General features: G+C 50.3%; 16 protein-coding genes and 1 pseudogene. 7 read left to right on the top strand and 10 right to left on the bottom strand.

Annotation, left to right across the window (positions count from 1 at the left end):
• Positions 1–335: 335 nt before the first annotated feature.
• The 5 genes and pseudogenes from JMW05_RS00085 (at position 336) to JMW05_RS00065 (ending at position 4063) form a co-directional block, all read left to right on the top strand.
• On the top strand, positions 336–1109 hold the full coding sequence (locus JMW05_RS00085) for a DUF2345 domain-containing protein (RefSeq protein WP_201503404.1): 774 nt from the start codon (positions 336–338) through the stop codon (positions 1107–1109).
• A 328-nt stretch (positions 1110–1437) separates the two neighbouring features.
• The gene (locus tag JMW05_RS00080) at positions 1438–1827 is read left to right on the top strand and encodes a hypothetical protein (protein WP_201503403.1); all 390 of its coding nucleotides are present in this window, start codon (positions 1438–1440) and stop codon (positions 1825–1827) included.
• 543 nt (positions 1828–2370) lie between these two features.
• A pseudogene (locus tag JMW05_RS12125) lies at positions 2371–2472 on the top strand (CatB-related O-acetyltransferase); the annotation flags it as partial.
• A gap of 333 nt (positions 2473–2805) precedes the next feature.
• Positions 2806–3567 carry a glutaredoxin family protein gene (locus JMW05_RS00070; RefSeq protein ID WP_201503401.1) on the top strand — a complete coding sequence of 254 codons (762 nt, stop codon included), beginning with the start codon at positions 2806–2808 and terminating at the stop codon, positions 3565–3567.
• A 46-nt stretch (positions 3568–3613) separates the two neighbouring features.
• Positions 3614–4063, top strand: a complete 450-nt coding sequence (locus JMW05_RS00065; protein WP_201503400.1) for a GFA family protein — start codon at positions 3614–3616, stop codon at positions 4061–4063.
• A 165-nt stretch (positions 4064–4228) separates the two neighbouring features.
• On the opposite strand, the gene JMW05_RS00060 is transcribed toward JMW05_RS00065, so the two are convergent.
• Positions 4229–5101 (bottom strand): universal stress protein, encoded by an 873-nt coding sequence (locus JMW05_RS00060; protein WP_201503399.1) that lies wholly within the window; start codon positions 5099–5101, stop codon positions 4229–4231.
• A gap of 278 nt (positions 5102–5379) precedes the next feature.
• Between JMW05_RS00060 and JMW05_RS00055 the strand changes: the two genes are divergently transcribed.
• A complete protein-coding gene (locus JMW05_RS00055; RefSeq protein ID WP_201503398.1) occupies positions 5380–6528 on the top strand; it encodes a glycerate kinase in 1149 nt (382 codons plus the stop codon).
• Positions 6529–6567: 39 nt separating this feature from the next.
• Here the strand turns inward: JMW05_RS00055 and JMW05_RS00050 are convergent, their stop codons facing one another.
• Both JMW05_RS00050 and arfB read right to left on the bottom strand, forming a co-directional pair.
• Positions 6568–8064: a SulP family inorganic anion transporter gene (locus JMW05_RS00050; RefSeq protein ID WP_201503397.1), complete on the bottom strand. Its 1497-nt coding sequence runs from the start codon at positions 8062–8064 to the stop codon at positions 6568–6570.
• Positions 8065–8679: 615 nt separating this feature from the next.
• Positions 8680–9090 carry an alternative ribosome rescue aminoacyl-tRNA hydrolase ArfB gene (gene arfB, locus JMW05_RS00045; RefSeq protein WP_265090587.1) on the bottom strand — a complete coding sequence of 137 codons (411 nt, stop codon included), beginning with the start codon at positions 9088–9090 and terminating at the stop codon, positions 8680–8682.
• Between the two features lie 206 nt (positions 9091–9296).
• Here arfB and JMW05_RS00040 point away from each other — a divergent pair, with 206 nt between their 5' ends.
• Complete coding sequence (locus JMW05_RS00040) at positions 9297–9845, top strand: cysteine hydrolase family protein (RefSeq protein WP_201503396.1); 549 nt, start codon at positions 9297–9299, stop codon at positions 9843–9845.
• A 65-nt stretch (positions 9846–9910) separates the two neighbouring features.
• On the opposite strand, the gene JMW05_RS00035 is transcribed toward JMW05_RS00040, so the two are convergent.
• From JMW05_RS00035 to JMW05_RS00005, 7 genes are all read right to left on the bottom strand, one after another.
• The gene (locus JMW05_RS00035) at positions 9911–10774 is read right to left on the bottom strand and encodes a universal stress protein (protein ID WP_201503395.1); all 864 of its coding nucleotides are present in this window, start codon (positions 10772–10774) and stop codon (positions 9911–9913) included.
• A gap of 427 nt (positions 10775–11201) precedes the next feature.
• The gene (locus JMW05_RS00030) at positions 11202–11678 is read right to left on the bottom strand and encodes a DUF305 domain-containing protein (RefSeq protein WP_227691374.1); all 477 of its coding nucleotides are present in this window, start codon (positions 11676–11678) and stop codon (positions 11202–11204) included.
• A gap of 220 nt (positions 11679–11898) precedes the next feature.
• Positions 11899–12504 carry a DUF411 domain-containing protein gene (locus tag JMW05_RS00025; RefSeq protein WP_201503394.1) on the bottom strand — a complete coding sequence of 202 codons (606 nt, stop codon included), beginning with the start codon at positions 12502–12504 and terminating at the stop codon, positions 11899–11901.
• Positions 12505–12614: 110 nt separating this feature from the next.
• Entirely contained in the window at positions 12615–13784 is a 1170-nt protein-coding gene (locus JMW05_RS00020) for an HlyD family efflux transporter periplasmic adaptor subunit (protein ID WP_201503393.1), read from the bottom strand.
• A gap of 58 nt (positions 13785–13842) precedes the next feature.
• Positions 13843–16026 carry a type I secretion system permease/ATPase gene (locus tag JMW05_RS00015; protein WP_201503392.1) on the bottom strand — a complete coding sequence of 728 codons (2184 nt, stop codon included), beginning with the start codon at positions 16024–16026 and terminating at the stop codon, positions 13843–13845.
• Between the two features lie 75 nt (positions 16027–16101).
• Entirely contained in the window at positions 16102–17766 is a 1665-nt protein-coding gene (locus JMW05_RS00010; RefSeq protein WP_201503391.1) for a TolC family protein, read from the bottom strand.
• 123 nt (positions 17767–17889) lie between these two features.
• Positions 17890–22003: beta strand repeat-containing protein (locus tag JMW05_RS00005; protein WP_201503390.1), on the bottom strand; the 4114-nt coding region annotated here is incomplete at its 5' end.

Below are 22003 nucleotides of genomic sequence, written 5' to 3'. Positions count from 1 at the left end.
TAAGATAAACATTACTATACCTACAAGTATATATGAAAAAGAATACGGTATGGATGCAATAAAGTTCTCTATATACAATTATAACACCGAGGATACTTATGTACTAGAGCAAAAAAACCTTATATTTTTTGGAAAGAAGATACCGTTGTCAATACAAGATTTTTGCCAAAGCGAAAATACTATAATGATTAATTTGCTTTGTTTATAGGGTATACAGTGACATTAGAGCCTAATAAAAAATAGTATTCGAAAATTATATAAAAATTTTTATTCAGCCAATTTATAGTAGTAGTTATCAATTACTAGTCAAAAGCAGCACCGCGTCACAGGTAAAAATGGGCATCATTGACCTCGCTACAGACACCACTGCCAAGCGTGATGGCATACAGCTATCGACAGACGCACAAATCAGCGTTAAGACAGGCGAAGCGCTGTCACTATCAACGTATCCACAAACGCATCTGCAATCTGGGGAGCATGACTATCAGCACCACACCCCGACCCTTACTCAAACCGCCCTCGGTGGTCAACATCTGACCGGGCGTCTAACGCAACTGGCAAAAGGTCTCGTTAAAACCGTCAATGACCATAACGACATCAAAACCCAGTTAGAGACTATCAGTGAGGCGCAGCGAACCAAGACGCGTCAAGAGACGCCTTTTACCTTGATAGACAGTGCTGCCGATATCAGCTACAGCAGTACAGAGACCCTCATTACCCGTACTATGGGTGAGATGCTCAGTACAACCCAAGGTGACTATATCCTCACCAGCGGTGACAGCTATAGCCAAGTCAGTAACCAAGCCATGACTATAGTCGCTGATGGCAGCGTCAGTATGACCAATGCAAAAGACAATATCTTACTCTCCGCCCATACGGGTAAGCTTGAGGCAACGGCAAAGCAGGATGTCAATATTGCCTCATCAACGCAAGCTATTGAGGTGGTAGCGAATGATAAGATCACACTGACAGTAGGCGGTGCCAGCATCGTCTTAGAGGGCGCGAATATTACGATCAGTGCCAATCAGTTTACGGAAAAGGCTGGTAAGCACAGTAAAGCGGGTGGCGGAATGGATGGGCTTGGGTTGGCGGGGTTGCCTAGCTTATAGTCGGTTCACCATAAAATCGATACAATGAGATTCAACGTTATTTTTCTTAGCCTCTGGAGACGTAATCACAGCAAGCAAGGAAAATAGTGTTGAATCAAATGAATTTCTTGTCCTGTATCTCTTTTATTTAGACTTGACTATATTAGCAGAAGCGATATATAAGGCGCAGTTTAAATTTCAGACGATTTAGACATTGATTATACCAACACATCCATAGCTAATATAAGCAATAAACTTTATGGAATGAAAATACATGTGGTGATAGTTGCTATTTTACTCCTCACGCACCTGCTAAAACAGAAAAAATCTTATTTTGGGAAATAAAATAATGAAAATATTTAGCTACTCAATAATTATGATTCTATCTCTACTCTGCCAATCTTGCTATTCTCAAGATAACAACTATATAAGTTCATCAAGACTATCCTTACAAAACTATGGTTTTTCTTACTGTATGAAAATAATAGCTCAAGAGAATAATATTTCGCATTTGGACTACGCTAGGGCTCAAGGAATCTACTTTGAGAATGGCAACCACAACGATCCAGATGTATATGAGAAAACACAATCATATATAAAAGAAAATATAGAAAAAAATAATTTCAAAGAGTTTAATGGCAACAATATAACATACTCTTGTCTAGAACTATATAATAGTCAAAAATATAAATTATTTATAGAGTCTTTTGATAAATATATAACAGAAAGCGATCTATAAATAATTATTCAAGTACCGCTACAAGTAATAATATAAACCGATTAGTATTAACTTACTATATTTTAATTTCATACAAGGTGGTGAACTTATCCTAATTATAAGTTAGCACAAAGTATTTAATAATTTAGGCTGTTAACTTCTGATGTCGCGCTTCCATGCTTGACGCGGGTAGCCACTTAACCCAACTACGTCTCATTACCACAGACACACCGTGGGTTGGCGCGCTATACACCAGACCGTACGTCCCTGCAATGACAGGACTCATAAAGCCACAAGATGACAGTGATAGCCGTAACCACATAAATCCCAATTAGCATGGTAGTTGTGGATACCAGCACCCAGCCCATCCACCGTTTAGAAGCACAGGCGGGTGCAAGCTATGGCACACACTTCACCCACCGTGCTAATGACCAAACCCTTATACAGTCGATTGGTGATGGTGAGCATTTAATCAATACAGGCAGTCTCTTGTCTGAGACGCGCCCTAGCCTCTTTGCTACTGAGAATGAACAAGCCATTGAAAGCGACTATCGTCATCAAGACAGTGGCGCAGTTATCAGCAGCCGTGCCTTGGCAACCAAAGACGTCGCGCCCTACACCGTTGTTGGTGGCAATTCTGCCAAGGTGATTAAACAACGCTTTTCTGACGCATAGATTGCGATGCTGCTTAAGACAGCGTGATGGCATTGTTCACTAGACGATATCAAAGCCGCCAGCCGCTGTTATGCGCGTTTAACATCGAATGTCTGTATGATGATTGGCGGGAGCATCAGGACTAATTTGGCTAAGATAGCGACCTTTTTTACATCACCCATACCAACCGTAGTATTTTGTCAGCTGACAGCTTACGGTTGTTTTTTTATGCTAATACAACGCGCTACAGCGCTTTACCCCTTACTAGCTACAGCGCTTTACCCCTTACTATTAGTCATAAAAAACGATTCATAATAAAAAATGCCAACCGACTTGGGAGGTCTTATGTCAGCACATAATAATAAACATGCCACACTGTATCGCATGGTGATGGAAAAGCACCTGTGTCCCTTTGGGCTGAAATCTTTAGATTTGTTAAAACGCCACGGCTACGAAGTAGATGACAAGCATCTGACCACCAGAGAAGAGACCGATGCCATTAAAGAAAGGTTTGATGTGGAGACCACGCCGCAGACCATCATTGATGGCAAGCGTATCGGCGGCTATGATGATTTGCGCGCCTACTTTGATATGCCAAAAGCAAAGCCTGAGGGCGTGACCTATACGCCTGTGATTGCGATTTTTGCGACGACGGCGCTGTTAAGTCTTGCGATGAATTGGGGCGTGAATGGTGTATTGTTTGATTTACAGGCGCTGATTTGGTTCATTGCCTTTTCTATGGTGGTGCTCGCCATTCAAAAGCTGCGCGATGTCGAGAGCTTTAGCAATCAGTTTTTGGGATATGATTTACTGGCGCAGCGCGTGGTGCGTTACGCTTATGTCTACCCGTTCGCTGAGGCATTCGCGGGTATTGCGATGGTGACGCGGGTGCCGTGGCTGATGGTCATCGGCGCGCTGGTGGCGATATTTATTGGCAGCATCAATGGTGTATCGGTGTTCAAGGCAGTGTATATTGATAAGCGCGAGCTAAAATGCGCCTGCGTGGGTGGCGGCTCAAACGTACCCTTGGGCTTTGTGTCCTTGACCGAAAACATCATGATGGTGGCAATGGGCTTGTTTATGCTCTGGCGCTATGCGTTGGCGTGATTAAGTACTGTAAATTAACTGGTTTTTCATTCGGAGATGCGTTTTTATGGACAATACAACAGATAAAACCAAAGGTCATTGTCGGTGCGGGCAGGTGACCTTTGAGGTTTACTCGCAGCCAATGGTGACCATGGCATGTCACTGCACTGGCTGTCAGCAAATGACAGCAAGCGCGTTTAGTTTAAGCTCATTATTTTCTAGCACAGCATTCTCCGTCACCTCTGGAGAACCTGTGCTTGGCGGATTGCATGGAGACACTCGCCACTACTTTTGTGCCCATTGTAAAAGCTGGCTGTTTACCCGACCTGAAGGCATGGATGACTTTGTCAATGTGCGCTCAGCCCTGCTTGAGGATTTTGCGACCTACCAGCCTTTTATTGAGACGTACACAGACGAGAAATTAGCATGGGCGACTACTGGCGCACAGCACAGCTTTCCTAAATTTCCACCGCAAGAGACGTTCCCCGAGCTTCTTCAAGCGTTTTCCCAGCAGTAATCATCGGCAGGTAGTCTTTAGAAGAAAAGCATCTGAGCAGACTAAAAAACGTATTTTATGAAAAAAGCGAGACAGTCACCTATCTCGCTTTTTTGGCTTTGTGTGTTTTTTGGCTTTGTATGTTTTTTGGCTTTGTATGTTTTTTGGCTTTGTATCCATTGAAAACTAACGCACCAAAATCACCGAGGCAAAGGTGCTGGCGATAATCTCGGTGGTACTGCTGCCCAAAAAGAACTGTTGCCACTTGCTGTGCCCATACGCGCCGATGACGAGAATATCTATGCCGTGCTCGACTTGAAACGACAGCAAACCATCGACCACCACGCCATCGGGCAGATGGTGCGTCTGTACGGTAAAGCCTGACATTTTCAGTAGCCGCCCCGCCTCTTCGAGACGCTCTTCTGCCACTTTATTGTGTCGCCCTATCATCACGATATGCCCTGACAGCTCGCGCAGTAGCGGACTGTCTTGGATGACTTTGATGATTTTTTGCGCATTCTCGCCAGCATCAAAGGCAATCATATATGACTGCGGGATATGGAAGGTTTCGGAGCAGATAAATACAGGCACATGCACGGCTCGGGCGACGGTTTCGATTTGGCTGCCGATGTTTAGGCGGCTGTTTTTGTGGTCTTCGCCGCGTCTGCCCATGACAATAACACGATTGGTATCGCCAAAGTGCTCAATGGCGGGCAGCAATTTGCCGTGCCGCTGATAGACCAGTACCTCTGTTTCAGGGTGGTTGGTTTTGATGTATTGCTTGGCATCATCGATAAGGGCATTGCTATAGCGGTTGATGACCTTGGCGCGCTGTTCGTCAATCTCGGTCAATTCCTCTAACAAAAACTCGCGGCTATTGACCCCAATCGCGCCCGACCAGTCATGGCGCGTGCTGCTGGGCAACTCGCTGGTGTGCAGTAGCGCGACAGGTAGCGACAGCTGATTGGCATACCATGCGGCGTGGTCACAGACCGATTCGGTGGTGGCTGAGCCATCGATACAGGCAAGGATGTGCTGTTTGTGGGTATGAATCGTCATGGTCGCTCCTTTGTTATCAACTATTATTATTGTCTTTGCTTAGCATAATGCGGTGGGCTTCACTTTTATATTAGCGGTTTTTTGACCTGCCAGCAGCCGCTTATTTTTAGGATAAAAGTGACACGCGTAAAAAGCAAGGCAGCACACCTGTATGATACAAACTTATGTTTAACTATTTATCACAGAGATATTGACTGCATGACAAAATGCGCTACATTGAATCATGGCGTTATATTATTCTTCTACTTTCCTCCGCTGCCCCTATTATCGAGTCCACCATGAATGTCTTAATCGCTCCCGATTCGTTTAAAGAAAGCTTAGAGGCGCAAGCGGTGTGCCGCGCCATTCGTGCAGGCTTTGCGCGCAGTTTTCCTGAGGCGCGCTATACCTTGCTGCCGATGGCAGATGGCGGCGAAGGCACAGCGGCGGTTTTGTCTTACGCCTTGGGTGGCAGTTGGCAGCACCTGACGGTACACGATGCCCTAATGCGACCGATTGCGGCGAAGTATCTACTATTGCCCGATGGTACAGCGGTGATTGAAACCGCCGAAGCCTGCGGACTGCAGCAGCTCGCTGTCAACGAGCGCAATCCGCTAAAAACCAGCAGCTATGGTGCAGGCGAGCTGATTAACGATGCGCTGGATAAAGGGGCGACGCGTATTGTATTGGGGCTGGGCGGCAGCGCGACCAATGATGCGGGCATGGGCATGCTGACGGCACTGGGTATGCGTTTTTTGGATGCTAAGGGCACGGTTCTCGAGCAAGGCGGCGGACAGTTGGCAGATTTGCAGAAGATAGATGCGGCACAGTTTGCACCGCTGGTTGCTAAGGCAATCTTTGAAGTGGCGTGTGATGTGACCAATCCTTTATGCGGCGAGTCGGGTGCGTCCGCCGTCTTTGCCCCGCAAAAAGGCGCAAACGCGCAGCAGGTGCAGACGCTGGACGCCAACTTACAACACTTCGCTAATATCTGTACGCAGCAAGGCTATGGTGATTATCAAAACGTGGCGGGCGCTGGTGCGGCGGGTGGTTTGGGCTTTGCGCTCATGAGCTTTTGCGGGGCAAGATTGCAATCAGGCTTTGACACCATTGCAGGTAGGCTTGATTTGGAGGCGCATATTATCGCCGCTGACGTGGTCATCACAGGTGAGGGCAAGTTTGACGCGCAAACGCAAATGGGTAAGGTGGCAGGCGGTATCAGCCAGTTGGCAAAGGCGCATGGCACGCCCGTACTTGCCATTTGTGGCAGCGTAGATACGGCGGTTTCTGTCTTGCCTGAGCCGTTTACCTGCGTTGTGCCCAGCATTCAAACGCTCGCGCCCATTGAGGACGTCTTAGCGCAGGGCTATGACAATATTGAAAAAACCGCCGCCAGCCTTGCCGCCGCGATAAAGCTTGGGCAGCAGGTGCCAACGTCATCAATATGATGTGCCCGCCATTGCCTGTGGCGACTGGCGGTATAGCCCTTAATGCAAACTTGGCTGCACGGCATCTGCCTTGTCATGGATGCCGAACTTTTCTACCATAGTCGCGCTGGCGGCGTTCAGTCCCGCCACCTCTACTTGCACCCCTTCGCGGCGAAAGCGCAGCACCACTTTGTCTATCGCGGCCACCGCCGTGACGTCCCAAAAATGCGCTGCCGAGACATCAATGATGACCGAGGTTAAGGTCTCTTTGGTATCAAACGCCCCTATCAAACGCTCGGACGATGAAAAAAACACCTGCCCGTATACACGGTAATGACGGGTTTGCGTGGCGGCATCCAGCGTACTCTCTACCGTCATCGCACGCTCAATTTTGCTGGCAAAAAACAGCGCTGAGAGCAGCACCCCAAGCAAGACCCCATACGCCAAGTTGTGCGTCGCAACCACCACGGCGACCGTACTGAGCATCACGATATTGCTCTGTAGCGGCTTGGTGCGCAGTCCCTGAAATGAGCGCCAGTCAAACGTCCCAACCGCCACCATAATCATCACCGCAACCAGTGCTGCCATCGGAATAATCTTTAACCAATCGCTCAAAAACACCACCATCATCAGCAAAAACACGCCTGCGACCAGTGACGACAGCCGCGTATAGCCGCCTGATTTGACATTGATAATCGACTGACCAATCATCGCACAGCCCGCCATACCCCCAAACAGACCACTGACCATATTGGCAATGCCCTGCCCTGTACACTCGCGCGTGCGGTTGCCTTGGGTATCGGTCAGCTCATCGACAATGCTCATCGTCATCATCGACTCAAGCAAACCAACGATTGCCATACTGAGCGCATAAGGCAAAATAATCATCAGCGTCGCCCACGTCAGCGGGATGCTGGGCAATAAAAATATCGGCAAGGTATCGGGCAGCTGACCCATGTCACCAATCGTCCGTACCTCAGCACCAAAGCCAATGGCTACCGCCGTCACCAAGACAATCGACACCAAAGGCGACGGTATCCAGCGACCAATTTTGGGCACATACGGATAGCCATAAATCACCACCAACCCAAGCAGCACCAGCGCATACACGTGCCATAAGCTCGTGCCCGCCTGCGGCATCAGCTCAGGCAGCTGCGACATGAATATCAAAATCGCCAGCGCATTGATAAAGCCCAGTATCACCGATTGCGACACGTATTTCATCAGGTTGCCCAATTTGAGCAGACCAAAGACGAGCTGCAACGCGCCTGTGAGCACACTCGCTGCCAGCAAGTATTGCAAGCCATGCTCTTTGACCAAGGTCACCATCAGTAGCGCCATCGCGCCTGTGGCAGCCGATATCATCGCTGGTCGACCGCCCACAATACTGATGACCACCGCGATACAAAAAGACGCGTACAGCCCCACTTGCGGATCGACACCCGCGATGATTGAAAACGCGATGGCCTCAGGAATGAGCGCCAGCGCCACGACCATGCCCGATAGGACATCGCCTTTAATATTAGAAAACCATTGTTGTTTTAAAGTCAGTAACATAATCACTCAGTCAGCAAAGCACTGGTGATGGTCAAAACGGCAAGAAAGATACGCCCATGACCTTGACTGCTTCCAAAAATCAAACGCCTTATAAACGGCTTTTACACCGCCACCAAAGGCAAAAAACGCGGCGCGCCAGTGTTAGTACACGCAAATGTGTTGCTTCGATAAATTGCAGACACACGCTATCGCGCATATACAGACAGCGCCTAATAAGCGCAGCCACACACAAGTTTGATTGATTGAATCTTTCGGATACAGGCAAAGTAGCAGATGATATGCCGCATTGCGACCATAGACCAGTGCGTTATATAAAAAACGGCATAAACGCACAATAACGACTGCTTATAAAGACAGTCTTAGGACTTGTGATCGACAGCTAGATTGGCATCGTCATCTGTATAGGCATCCTTTTTGATAGGAAAATAAGGGGAAAGTAACACTAAGACAAACGGGCATCGTTGCGCCCATCCGTGGTTTTCTTTAAGTCAATAACGCAATACCGCGACTGCTTAAAGCAAAAACATAGTATCACAACAGGCAAAAGAAGTACACCGTAGGGGGATTTTGCCACTTGGGTAGCCGTTAGCTCATCAAGCGAATAATAAGAATAACTTACACCTCTACTTTACCGCGCAGGGCTTTTATTTTGCCGCGTTGGGTCTTGTCGTCCGTACGGCGGCGGCGCGCGTTGCGGCTGGGTTTGGTCGGTCGACGCGTCTTATTGACCCGTGTCGCCGCGAGAATAAAGGCACGTAGGCGCTCATAGGCATCCGCCTTGTTTTGCTCTTGGGTGCGGTATTGCTGCGCCTTGATAATCAGTACGCCCTCTTTAGTGATACGCTTGTCTTTACTTGCCAGTAAACGCGCCTTAATTGTATCGCTCAGACTTGAGGCGGCAATATCAAAGCGCAAATGAATCGCAGTCGCGACCTTGTTGACATTTTGCCCGCCCGCCCCTTGCGAGCGTGTGGCATGCAGCTCAATCTCGTGTTCAGGCAAGTGAATACTCTCGTTAATAATCATTATATGTTGTCCATAGTAAATCGGTTGTGTAATGCACTTGAGATGAGCGTAACAAGGCGGTTGCGTGTTTTGCAAGATGCGCGAGCGTCATCGTAACTCACGGCGTACGAAGTCTACTCGATAACGCCACGTGCAGAGGCGATAAAACTTATAGACTGGTAAGTCCTTTTTCTACTTTTATTTTTTTATAATTATAAGGCATCACTATGAGCACACACGCCCTCATCATCGTAGACATCCAAAACGAATACTTCCCCGACGGCAAATTGCCGTTATCACACATTCATGATACCGCAAACAATGCTGCTGCCATCCTTGATGCCACACGCGGCACCGACGATACCATCATTCATATCCGTCATGAGGGCGCATCAAAAGATGCCGAGCGCTTCACCCCTGACAGCAAGGGCGCGCAAATCAATGACATCGTCGCCCCAAAAGATGGCGAAACGGTCATTACCAAGCACTACCCCAACGCCTTTCGTGATACGCCATTAAAGCAACTCTTAGAAGACAACGGTATCAAAACCCTTACAATCATCGGTGCGATGAGTCATATGTGTATCGATGCGACTGTGCGTGCGGGCTTTGATTATGGCTATGCGGTGACGGTGGTGCACGATGCTTGCACGACGATGGACTTGAGCTTTAATGGTACAGACGTTCCTGCGGCACAAGCACACGCCACCATCATGGCGGCGTTTGACTTTTTGAATATTGACTTGGTGACGACAAAAGATTGGCTGGCGCGGTAATGGTCATTAAAACGCCATGACTCCTATTCTGATAGCAATCGATGCTAGAGGCATTTTAATCGGTATTAATGCACCAATAGCACAGGGCATGAGGTATTGGCAATGATGTCTGTCGTGGTACTGCCGAGCAGCCACTGCTGTAGTTTTGGGCGGCTATACGCGCCCACCACGATGATGTCAATGTCATGCTTTTCTTGAAAATCAAGCAAACCATCGACTGCGGGCGCTTCTGGCACATTGTGCGGCTCAATCTGAAAGCCTGCCGCGCGCAGTTTGTCTGTCGCGTCAGCCAATCGAGCATTGGCGGCGCTGCCAGGGTCGCCCACCATGACAATATGCCCTTGCATCGATTTTAGCAGTGGACTGTTGGCAATCATGTCCGTCGTTTTGATAGCGATGTCACTGGCATCAAACGCAATCAAATAAGCGTTTGGTTCAGCAAATGGCTCAGAGCAAATCAGCACGGGGACATCTGCTTTGCGTACCACACGCTCAATGTGGTCGCCAATCGTAGCATCGTTGGCATCACGCCCTTCTTCGCGTCGTGCCATGACGATAGCGCGGGTACGGTCGCTTAGATACTCGATAGCAGGCAGCAGCTTTCCATCGTGCTGATGAATGTATACTTTAGCATCATAAGACTGCGACTCTAAATGACGCTTTGCGTTGGCGGTTAAGTCGTCACTATCGTTAGCGGCAGGACTTATCGTGTTCGCGTCACGCTCTATCAGTAACCGTAACAAAGCATTGCTGTTATCGATGCCCAGCGCGTCTGACAGCTCGCTAATTTTTGATGCTGAGAGGTCGCTGACGTGTAAAAGGCTGATAGGTAAGGCAAGTTTGCGCGCGTACCACGCGGCATAATCGCATACCGAATCCGTTGCTTTTGAGCCATCAATACAGGCTAAAATATGCTGTTCTATTGTCATTGCTCATCCTTGCTGTCTGTCGATAGGGATTATGTTGAGGCATGGCACGTCAGACGATAGGTAGCAAATAGCGCATTGATAATGTTAATAAACGTACCATCTGCGCATCATTTGCAAGTTGTCTGGCTTACCTTGTCTGACTTACGTTGTCTGACTTGCCCCCACTGTAGCAATGGCTATCGATGCTGTCACGCACATAGATGACAAATGTTTGCTATATTTATGTGACTCGCCAAGCGCTTTTTTCTATTCTTCATACTGAGTATGTCCAGTTTGTATTACTCTTTTTAACCAGACAAAATTTATGGCGTAGAATAGCGAACTTGATTTCTATCAAATACGCATAAGATGAGCTGTCAAAGGTAAAGCCAGCACGCATAAAGCACGGCACTTGCCTGCACGCATCAACGCACCCTTGATATATCGCTTATTTATCCAATTCTTCTATTAAGGCTTGCATCTCTTTAATCTCGCGCTCTTGGGCGCTGATGATGTCATCAGCAAGTTTGCGTACGCGCGGGTCTTCAATATCGGCACGCGAGCTGGTCAAAATCGCAATAGAATGATGCGGTATCATCGCCTGCATCCAATCGACTTGGTCAACCGTTGCTTGTGAGCGCACGCCCCAAATACCCACGGCAAAAAGCACGACACTGATGCCGTAGACAGCAAGGTTGAGCTTGGTTTTTTTATACATATTGCCCATAAAGGCAAGCATAATCACCGCCATGCCCGCGCCCATATAGAGCGCCATATAAGCACGGGTTTCGCTAAAATAAATGTGATCCCATGCATAGGTATTAAAATACATCATGATATACATGACGAGCGTTGAGGTGACAATCATCAAGGTAAACTTGACGTAAGGGTTCATGCCGTGGCTGCTGGTATTGTCGTGTTGCATATGCTGCTCCTATTGTTTTTTATTATTATTGCTACTGGTATTGTTATTGACATAGCCTCACCGCTATCGCCTTGACTGTATCCTAATACAAAGGAGCAAGACGCGCGGGCAATATCAGCAAAACCGCAACCTAAAAACTACCGCAGTACAACAGACAAAAGCCCCGACCTGACAAGGGTTGGGGCTTTTTCTTATTCATGTTTATAGTGCATTTGGCAGGCTACATTTGCTGGCTGGTATTCTCAACATGGGCATAAACCTCGGTGCTGCCGTCGTTATTGATTTGCAGGACATCATAAGGGTCAAATTTGTTTTGATATTCCATACCAGGGCTACCCATTGGCATACCTGCAACCGCCAGACCTTTGGCATCTTTTGGTGGGTTGGCTAAGAACTGCGCCACGTACTTGGCAGGAATGTGTCCTTCAAACACATAGCCATCATCAGTGACGGTGGTATGGCACGAGCGCGCCGATTGCGGGACGCCGTACTTGTCTTTGGCAGCGCTCAAGTCAACAGGATGCTGCACTTGCGTGGTCATTCCGTGCGCGCCAGCGTAGTCCACCCATTGACCACAGCAACCGCAGTTGGCATCTTTGTATACCGTGGCGTTTAGCCCTGCAAGGTCTTGCGGCGCATCGCTGCTGCTGGGCGCAGGCGTGCTGACTGCCGTGGTATCAGCCGCTTGTACAGGTTCAGCGCTGTTGCTGCTGGCTTCAGTGGTACTCGCGCTATCATCCGTTTTTGGTGTTTCAGCTTGGTCGCAAGCGCTCATCAGCAAGGTTGCAGGCAAGAGCATCGAGAGGAGAATCTTACGTGGCGACATAGCGCACTCCTTATCGGTGTTGTTTTCATAAAAACATGAAAAAAAATAAAGGGTTATGGTATCAAACACTATAACCCTTTTTAAGTGCCTTGTCTTGCTGATGCGTGACTTTAGCGCTCGCCAAGCCCCTCAGAGAGTGTCTTGGTGATGGGTTTGGTCAAGTAGGACAATACGGTACGCTCCATCGCTTTGATGTCCACCGAGGCGGTCATACCAGGGCGAATGACTATCTCATCACTGCGCCCTGCAAATTCTGCACCCGTGATGACAATCAGTACGCGATAATAGGCGCGCTCCCCTTCAGGCGTCTGCTCAAGCAATGTATCGGGGCTGATGTATTCGACCGTACCTGTCATCGCACCGAATATCGAATAGTCATAGGCATCGAGCTTGACGGTGGCGTCCTGCCCTTCTTTGACATAGGCGATATCGGCAGGGCTGACCTCCGCTTCGACCACCAAGTCACTGCTGGTCGGCAGTATTTGCATGATGACCTCGCCTGGCTTGACCACACCGCCGATGGTGGTGACCTTGATGTTATTGACTTTGCCTTCTGTCGGTGCCATCAAGCGCTTTTCTTCGAGCACTTGGGCGCGGTCGCGCAGCTCTTCGATTTGCGTGTCCAGCTCTTCTTGCGCCTTGGTCATCTCCGCTTGTGCTTCTTCGAAGTATTCGTTGCGCTTGTTGTTAATCTGCGCTTCGATATCTGCCACTTGTCGCCGCAGCTTAATCACATCGGCTTGACTCACATCACCATAGGCGAGCAGCGGCTCATTCATGCCAAGCTCACGTTTTGCCAATACCAGCATGTTTTCAAGTGACGACACTTCTTCGTTAATCGCTTGGCGGCGGCGGTTGTAGAGCGCGGTTTGGTTTTGGACATATTCAGGATAACCCTTGACCGACTCAGAAAATTTTAGCGGCGTCTGAAAAATCTCTGCCTCTAGGCGGGCAAGTTTGGCTTGTAGGGCGGCGATTTTGCTGGCGCTGTTGTCAAGGGCGGCTTTGGCGCGCTCTTCTTCGAGTACTACGAGCAGCTGACCGCGCTTGACCTCTTCGCCTTCTTTGACGGCAATTTCGGTCAGCACGCCACCTTCTGAGGCTTGAATCTCTTGGGTGCGCGCGCTGGCAATCACAGTGGCACTGGCGCGGGTGACTTGGTCAATCTTGGCAAACGATGCCCACACCAGCAGCAAAACAATACCAATCAGCGCCGTCCAAATGCTCCATCTGGCACGGTTGATTTTTGGATTTATGGGCGTGTAGCTGTGCTCGGACATGCTTGGGTTACCTTATTGACAATATAAAAGCGGTACTCAGGGTTCGGCGGCGCGACCGTTATGCGCTGGCGGCGGCGCTGGCTTTGGTTTTTTGGCGCTCATTCTGGGTTAAGGCTTTGAGCACTTCCGCCTTGGCACCATCCATGACAATGCGCTGATTGTCCATGATGATGATTCTGTCCACGAGGTTGAGTAATGCAGTCTTATGGGTGGAGATTATTAGGGTCTGCTGCGCGTCCAGCTCTTCGGCTAAGACTTGTAAGCAGCGCTGTTCTTGACGGTTGTCCATCGAGGCGGTCGGCTCATCGAGCAAGAACACATTGGGCTTGGTAAGTAGCAAGCGGGTGAACGCCACCAGCTGTTTTTGTCCGCCTGATAGCCCGCGCCCGCCCTCGCTGATGGGCAGCTCAAGCCCGCTTGAGTGGCTTGACACCAGTTGCATCAGCCCTGTCTTGGTCAGCACGTCGCGCAGCACATCATCACTAGGTGCTGGCATACCGATAAGTAAGTTTTCGCGCAGTGTCCCTTGAAACAGGCGGTGGTCTTGTTGCAGATAACCGATGCGCTCGGCAAGCGTTTCGCGGCTGACCTGCTGAATGTCCAAGCCATCGAGCAATACTTGTCCTTTGGTTGGTGCATACAGCCCTGCCAGCATTTTGAGCAAGGTCGATTTGCCTGAGCCAATCGCCCCTAGAATGGCAATGCGCTCGCCTGCTTTGATTGACAATGAGGGCACACTGACGGCAGGACGCTCATTGTCTTGATAGTTAAAACTAACATTGCGGCAGTCATATGCCCCGATAATGCGGCTTGGTGATAATGGATAGCTGACGCCATCATTGTCTTGCGGCAGCTCAAATAACGACTCGATGTTTTTTTGTGCCGCGCGGGCGTGTGAGTGCTGTACCAGCAAATTGGGAATGCCCATCACGGGCGCTAAAATCCGCCCGCCCAAAATCGAGCAGGCAATCAGCCCGCCCATAGTCATATCGCCTTGCATGACCACAAACGAGCCGACAATCACAATGCCCACATAGCTGACCTGCTGAAGCATCTGGGTAAAAAAAGTCAAATTGTCATTGGCATGGCGCATGTCCAAATCATTCTTGAGCGTGACATTCATCACATCCAGCCAGAGCGATAAAAACTTCCAGCTGCCCGCCCCTGCTTTGATGGTTTCCACGCCTTCGACCGCCTCGACCAGCAAGCCTGTCTTATAATACGACGCGCTCGCCCCTTCCTCCGCCAGTGCGTCAATGCGTCGCCGCGCAAAAAGACCCATAATCAGTGCAATAACCGCCGCCACTACGGGCACCAGCGCCACAAGCGGCGAGCCAATCACCGCAATCAGTGCCACAAAAATAATGGTCATCGGTAAATCGACCATGCCAAACAAGGTACTTGCGGTAAAAAAGCTGCGCACTTGCTCATAACCGCGCAGCTGCGCCGCCATCGAGCCGACCGATGCGGGCATCTGGTCCATACGCACCTTTAATAAGCGCTGAAATACCTCGCGGGACAGGTATTGGTCCAGACCCACGACCACCTTGTCCATAATCTTGGCGCGTGAAAACTTCATAAACGCTTCGAACACAATCACCAGCAACACGCCACTGGCAAGAATGATGAGCGTATATTCGCTGCGCGTTGGAATCACGCGGTCGTACACCTGCATCGAAAACAGCGACACCGCAAGCGCCAACAGATTAATCAAAAAGGTGGCAATGACCGCTTCGAACAAAATGCCTTTATAAGACTTTAAATCGGTTTTTAGCAAGTCGGAGAAGGAGCGGCGCTGCTGGCTGCTCGGCGTGTGCTGTAAGCGGATACGCAATAATAAGGTGCAGCTGTCCGTGGCAATGTGATGCTGCGCGTCCGCTTGGCGAAAGTGCCACAGGCGCTGCGGAGTCTGGCTGTCTATCACGCCCCAGCCCTTATCGCGATGATAGGCAAGCAGTGGCAGCACAGCGGCATCGGGCGCGCTGAGGATTTCGGGCGTATCGGACACGCCAATCTCTTGGAGTATCTCAAACACCTGCTCTGGACGCAGTGCTGCGCTGTTGTCAATATGTTGATGCTTACCGATGACGTCTTGCAGGCGGATGTTGTCAATCGGATAGCCCTGCTCGTTTAACAGATGACGCAATGCTTCCACCAGCTGCGTTTGGGCTGAAGGGCTGGCGGGCGCGTCCATGTCAGGCGTAACGCGTACTGCGGGGCTGTCGTCTTTCGGTATACTCATAACCATCGCTTATTCATTTATTCATCGTTAAAACGGTCTAATGGGCTGGGGATTTGATTACATTTTTTGCTTAGGCTATTTTATTTCGTTATTTTGCGCCGACTCGTCCATGATTTCGACATCGTCACTCATCAAGCCGTCAGCATCGTATGACGCGCTGCCCAAAGCAAGCTCGCCATCTGCGCCATCATCGTCAGCCACATGGGTACTGAGCTGAGGGTAGGCATAGGTGCGCATCGTATCGCCATCGCCGAGGTTAAGTGCGGCGGCTTCTGCCACTGTCTCTGATGGGCTTGATACGCGGTCACGTACGCTGCTATCTTGGCGCGGGCGTGCCGATGATGCCACCCGCTTGAGCGTGTCTGTCTGGTTCTGTAGCCATGTTCTGACACTATCGACGGGGCTAAAAGTCTCAGTCGCCGTGCGATTGCGCGCTTGGCTCTGCCACGGCATCAAGCCCAAATCCACTTGCAACCGATAAAAGGAGCCGAGCAGCTCTGCGCGGGTCTGTACCAGCTGCACTTGGTAGTCGTTGTGTTCCCGCACGGCGTTTAGGACTTCGAGCCACGACTTGCGCCCTGCAATGAACTGCCTGCGGTAAGAGCTGACCACCATTTGCGCACCCGCAACGGCAGCGACCAAGGACACCTCACGGTCTTTGGCACTACTGAACTTTTGGTAGCGCACTTGGATGTCTTCGATAACATCACGGCGCGCGGCCTCTTGACTTTGAATCAAGCTGCTGACCTGCGCTTCTGAGGCGCGCGACAAGGCAAAATTGGACAGACCTGCACCAGGGCTGTAGCTTAGCCCTACTGAAAACTTGCCATCATTATCGCGGTCAGTATCTTCATCATCATGGTAGTAGGCATGCTCGTACTGCGCGTACAGGGTTGGATAGCGGGCAGCACGCTGGGCGAGCACTTGCTGCTTTGCCGATTCAATCTCAAATTGGGCTTTGACCACTGAGGGATTGTTTAAGCCGTTTTGTCCAAACACTTGCTGCTCAAGACTGACGGCTTGCTGCTTTGCGTAGGCGCTCAGTGCCTTGATGCTGGGCATGGCGCTGCTGCCTGTGGTGGGCATCGCGCGCCCTGTCAGCTGTGACAAACGCGCGGCGGCAATGCGCTGTTGCTCAAGCGCACCTTGATAGGCGGTTTGTTCTTGTAAAATACGGTTGGTCACCAAATCCAGCTCAATACGTGCAGAGACGCCCTGCCCCACACGGCGCTGCATCATGGCTTCAAAGTCTGCCAGTACATTGAGGTTGTCCAAATGAATGCGCTGCTGGGCGATGGCTTGGATATAGCTTTGCCAAGCGTCAATGGTGGTCTTGGCGACAGTGTTTTGCTGCTCGTAGATGGTCTCGACCGCCGCTTTGTCATCATAAATGGCTTGATTGACATTGGCGCTCAAGCGTCCGCCTGTCCATAGTGGCTGACGAATATTGACCTGCGAGACAAAATCATTGTCCCTATCATAACCTGAGCTGATGCTTGGCTCTGGAAGTAAGTTTAATTTTGCAGCAGTAATGCCCTCGGTGGTCGCTTGCTGACTCGCCATAGCCGCTTGAATGCGCGGATGGCTCTGAATGGCATCATTAATCAGCTGATTGACTTGTAAATCTTCGTATTCAGCGTGTGCGGTGATACTGCACGTGATACTGAGTATCAATGGCAATATAGCACGACCTATCGCTAAGCAATAAAAGTACAGGGGGCGGTAAAACAGTGTTTTCATAGGTCGCGTTACGATAAATCCATGATTTTTTTATTGGCATTTGTTTATCATAAGTTACCGTGTCTGCTGTAAAAACACAAATAAAAACGCCTCTGTGACAGAGGCGTTTTGTTGCTGTATTGTTTAGATAACATTGCCAATGTTGGTGTCGATATATACCTGATTGGCGGGGTCATTGTTAAAGGAGTAGACGTTGTAAGTCACGCCATCTCCGTCGGTCGTTGTGCCTATGGTGGTCCAGACCCCAACCCCTTCTGTAAGGTCGTTGCCTGTGTTGCCAAGGTCGACGGTATCATCAGAGCCACCACGGATATAGAGACCTGTCGCGCCCACATTGGCATTAATCACATCTTCTGACGTTATGGTCAAGGTGTTGGCACCACTACCCGTGATATCGATGACTTCGGTTTCGATGATGTCTGACAGACTGATGGTGGCGTCGGCACCTGTAAACACCAGCGTATCAAAGCCATCGCCGCCGCTGATTTGACCACCCAAGATACTCTCTACATCAATGGTATCATCACCTGTGCCCAGTACGACGTCTGCATTGATGGTAATGCCAAGGGCATCCGTTGGTTGTTTGAAGTCCGTATCTTGAGCAATGATGGTATTGCCATTCACATCGAGCAGCGGAGTGCCATTGTCATCGACAGCAGTCGCCGTGGTGGTGATGCTGCCAGTTAACGCCGAGCCATTGACCGCAAGGCTGTAGCTGCCGCCAAACTGCACGACAGCCTCGCCATTGATGGTCGTGCCATTGGTATCGGCAATACTGATGGCAATCGTCGTACCGACATCGACGCCGACTGCGCGACCGATGACATTGATGGTGTCGGTGTCATTACGGACGATGGCATCGGTGGTGAGCGTCGCTGTGGTGGTACCCAGATTAATCACCAGCTCAGTTTGTGACTGATTGACCCCATCATCAATGGTGTAGTTAAAGACATCGGTCTGACCGAGTGAGTCAAAGTCGCCATTCGCCGTGTAGGTATACGTCCCATCGGCATTGAGTACCAAAGTACCGTACCGCCCTACGAGGGTAAATTGCGTTACCCCGCCGACATCAGTGGTGGTCGCGGCAATCTCACTGCCATCCGCTGTGGTGAGCGTGACCTCCGTTACCGCCGTACCTGCTGGCGCCACGTCTTCACCCGCTTCACCAGTTGCGGCAGCATCAGGGTCGATGACATTGCCTGTGATTTGGGTGGTGTCATCGTACTGAGACGCGGTTAGGGTCGCCGTGATGTCAGTAGATTCCAGCAGCGTTAAGGTGTTGGATAACAAGGCACTGGTTAATGCATTGATCGCCGCCGTTTCTTGTGATGGTAGTAGTATCGCAGTTTCAATCAGCGCAACTGCCTGATTCACGCTAAGGATACCGCCGCCTGAAACAGCGTTCGTCAATACAGTATCGACTGTACCACCAACCGTATTACCAAGGGTGCTACCAAGCGTACTTACCAAAGTCGCCGTTATTGCATCAGTCACAACACCGACATTACTACTATCAATAACCACGCCTAAGTTATTGAGCTGCTCTAGCGTCAAGCCATTGACCAAGTCGGCAAGTGCGCTTTCATCATTACGTACCACAATGGTGTAATCATCTGGCGCAAGGTCAGAGACGGTCGCCACTAGGGTATTATTGCCTGTCACGCCTAATAGGTCGATGCCAAGCACATCACCGACCAATGGGTTGCCCCCTGTCGTACCGACATAGACCAGCTCACCGCTGCTGTTATACACCTCGACATTGACGGCGTCAGCGACTGCCAATAGCGCGGTTTGCTCTACGGTGATGACCACATCGCCATTTGTACCTTCTGGTACGGTAAAGGTGGTGTTACTGACTGGGCTCTCATTGCCTTCGAGCAGTCCAAGCAGCTGAACATCGTTGGCATCCACCACCACATTCGTCGTGGTGACCAATGCGCCCAAATCCAGCTGGTCTGTATCCAGATTGGCAAGAATACCGGTACCGACCACGGGTGCGGTGGTCGCGCTGTTGTTATAGCTGTCGGTCGCACTGACACTCAGTGTTTGACCAGCAAGTAAGCTTGGGGCAAAGGTAATGCTAAAGTTGCCCAAGTTGTCCGCCAACCCACTACCGACCACAACGCCGTCCACCAGTACATCAACGGTAGCGTTGGCTTCGGTCGTACCACTGACGCTACTGCTGTCCGCGATATTATCGGCATTGGTATCGGCATTATTAATGACGCTATTTAGTGCGACATCAATGACAGTGTCACCGACCACAGGTGTGGCAACAGACGTGTTACCCAGACCATCGGTCGCCGTCAGCTCAGCGTCCGCCGCGTTTGCTAGTGCGGGCGTTAGTGTGACACTAAACTGTCCGTCAGCATCTGCGGTGGTGGTGGCTTCAAACACGCCGTCATTATTGGTATCAACATTGACAATAATGCCTGCTTGCGCCGTACCAATAATGGTGGTGCTGAGTAAGACACCTTCTGCTGAATAGTTGTTGTTAATATCATCCACTTGCGGCGCCGTTGGCTCACCGGACAAGGTAATGGTAAGTACCGCGCTGTCGGTGGTGACCCCATCGGACAAGGTATAGGTAAAGCTGTCTGTCGCGCCTGGCGTCGCGGTCGCACCATTTGGCGTGTAGGTGTAGTTACCATTGGCATCTATTACCAATACGCCGTATTGACCTTCGATGGTATAGGTTTGTACACCATTGACTTGCGTTACCGTCACAGCTGCGTTGTCTGCATTGGTAATGGCGGTCAGCGCTGTATCCAAGGTCACGATATCCTCGCCTGGCTCATCATAGACCGCATCATTTGGATCAATGACATTGCCTGTCGCCTCACTGTCCGCAGCGTAGCCTGTTTCACTCACAGTTGCACTGACTTCTGTCGTCTCAAGCAAGGTTAAGGTGTTAGACAACAGCTCTGTGGCAATCACATCGAGGACGACATCAAGCTGACTGCCAAGACCACCAATTAACAAGACATCGCTCACAAGACCTGTCAGCTCCCCTGCACCGATGTCTGTGGTGCCATCCAATACAGGCTCTAGTAATAAGCGCACCGCAGTGCCCAGCTGTAATAAACCTGAGTCGGCATTCAGTGCGGTCTCAATGGCATTGAGCACCGCTGCTTGATTGTCCGCACCCAACACGACGCCCGCTTCGCCAAGCTCTGTCAAGGTCAAGTCATTCACCAAGGCTGCCAGCGCGCCTTCATCATTACGTACCACGATGGTATAGGTGTCTGGTGCAAGCCCATCGACTGTGGCAGTCAAGGTATCCGTGCCTGTCAAGCCAAGCAGTTCAATGTTAAGGGCGTTACCGACCAAGGGGTCGTTGCCTGTTGTACCGACATAGACCAGATCGCCACTACTATTATATACCTCAACGTTAATGGCATCGGCGACCGTCACTAAGGCTGATTGCGACACCACGATATCCACTGAACCTGTCGTGCCTTCATTAATAGTAAAAGAGAGCTGGTTTTCCACGCCGCCCGTACCTTCAGCCAGACCGACAAGATCGAAGTCAGAGTCTGTGACTGTAGGATAGGTTGTGGTCTGTAATGCGCCCAAGTCAACAAAAGCTAAATCGTCGTTTGCCATAATTGAAGTATCTACCGTCACATCAACCACAGGTGAGTCAGTGCTGTTCCCTGCAGCGTCAGTGATGCGGTAGCCCAAGCTGTAGTCCCCATCGGCCAAAGGTGTGACTGGCGTCAGGCTGACACTGCCATCGGCATTGGTAATGATGTCAGCCGCAACAGGCGCGCCATCCACCAGTAAGGTTAAGGTGGCACCCGCTTCGATAGCGGCAGCAGCGACAGTAAGGGTTGGGGTGGCATCGTTGGTGCTGTCCCCATTAAACACTTGCTCGGCTGGGTCTAACAGACCGCCATCATTCGCCACGTTGTCGGTAACCACTGGGGTGATGACATCAGGTGCTAAGGTATCTACCGTGACTAAAGCCGTATCCACCGCCACGTTACCTGCCACATCGGTGGCGGTTGCGGTTACCGTGACATCGCCTTCTGCCAAAGCGCTGGCATCCACCACGGCGCTCCAGTTACCGTCAGCGCCAACCACCGCACTGCCTAAGGTAACCCCGTTGGCGCTCAGCACCACCGTTGCACCGACTTCGCCAGTACCACTGATACTGACCGCATCCGCTTCATCGGCATTGATGATGTCGTCAGCAGCAATTGGGGTGTCGATGGTCACTGTGGTCACGGTATCT

This window comes from Psychrobacter aestuarii (assembly GCF_904846035.1).
Classification (GTDB): domain Bacteria; phylum Pseudomonadota; class Gammaproteobacteria; order Pseudomonadales; family Moraxellaceae; genus Psychrobacter; species Psychrobacter aestuarii.
Note: the sequence above shows the minus strand (reverse complement) of the source record. Positions and strands in the feature narration are given on the sequence as shown.

What these genes read in the sequence shown, in the direction of transcription:
- JMW05_RS00085 (WP_201503404.1), top strand. Translation starts at nt 336, where the DNA reads ATGGGCATCATTGACCTCGCTACAGACACCACTGCCAAGCGTGATGGC.
- JMW05_RS00080 (WP_201503403.1), top strand. Translation starts at nt 1,438, where the DNA reads ATGAAAATATTTAGCTACTCAATAATTATGATTCTATCTCTACTCTGC.
- JMW05_RS00070 (WP_201503401.1), top strand. Translation starts at nt 2,806, where the DNA reads ATGTCAGCACATAATAATAAACATGCCACACTGTATCGCATGGTGATG.
- JMW05_RS00065 (WP_201503400.1), top strand. Translation starts at nt 3,614, where the DNA reads ATGGACAATACAACAGATAAAACCAAAGGTCATTGTCGGTGCGGGCAG.
- JMW05_RS00060 (WP_201503399.1), bottom strand. Translation starts at nt 5,101, where the DNA reads ATGACGATTCATACCCACAAACAGCACATCCTTGCCTGTATCGATGGC.
- JMW05_RS00055 (WP_201503398.1), top strand. Translation starts at nt 5,380, where the DNA reads ATGAATGTCTTAATCGCTCCCGATTCGTTTAAAGAAAGCTTAGAGGCG.
- JMW05_RS00050 (WP_201503397.1), bottom strand. Translation starts at nt 8,064, where the DNA reads ATGTTACTGACTTTAAAACAACAATGGTTTTCTAATATTAAAGGCGAT.
- arfB (WP_265090587.1), bottom strand. Translation starts at nt 9,090, where the DNA reads ATGATTATTAACGAGAGTATTCACTTGCCTGAACACGAGATTGAGCTG.
- JMW05_RS00040 (WP_201503396.1), top strand. Translation starts at nt 9,297, where the DNA reads ATGAGCACACACGCCCTCATCATCGTAGACATCCAAAACGAATACTTC.
- JMW05_RS00035 (WP_201503395.1), bottom strand. Translation starts at nt 10,774, where the DNA reads ATGACAATAGAACAGCATATTTTAGCCTGTATTGATGGCTCAAAAGCA.
- JMW05_RS00030 (WP_227691374.1), bottom strand. Translation starts at nt 11,678, where the DNA reads ATGCAACACGACAATACCAGCAGCCACGGCATGAACCCTTACGTCAAG.
- JMW05_RS00025 (WP_201503394.1), bottom strand. Translation starts at nt 12,504, where the DNA reads ATGTCGCCACGTAAGATTCTCCTCTCGATGCTCTTGCCTGCAACCTTG.
- JMW05_RS00020 (WP_201503393.1), bottom strand. Translation starts at nt 13,784, where the DNA reads ATGTCCGAGCACAGCTACACGCCCATAAATCCAAAAATCAACCGTGCC.
- JMW05_RS00015 (WP_201503392.1), bottom strand. Translation starts at nt 16,026, where the DNA reads ATGAGTATACCGAAAGACGACAGCCCCGCAGTACGCGTTACGCCTGAC.
- JMW05_RS00010 (WP_201503391.1), bottom strand. Translation starts at nt 17,766, where the DNA reads ATGAAAACACTGTTTTACCGCCCCCTGTACTTTTATTGCTTAGCGATA.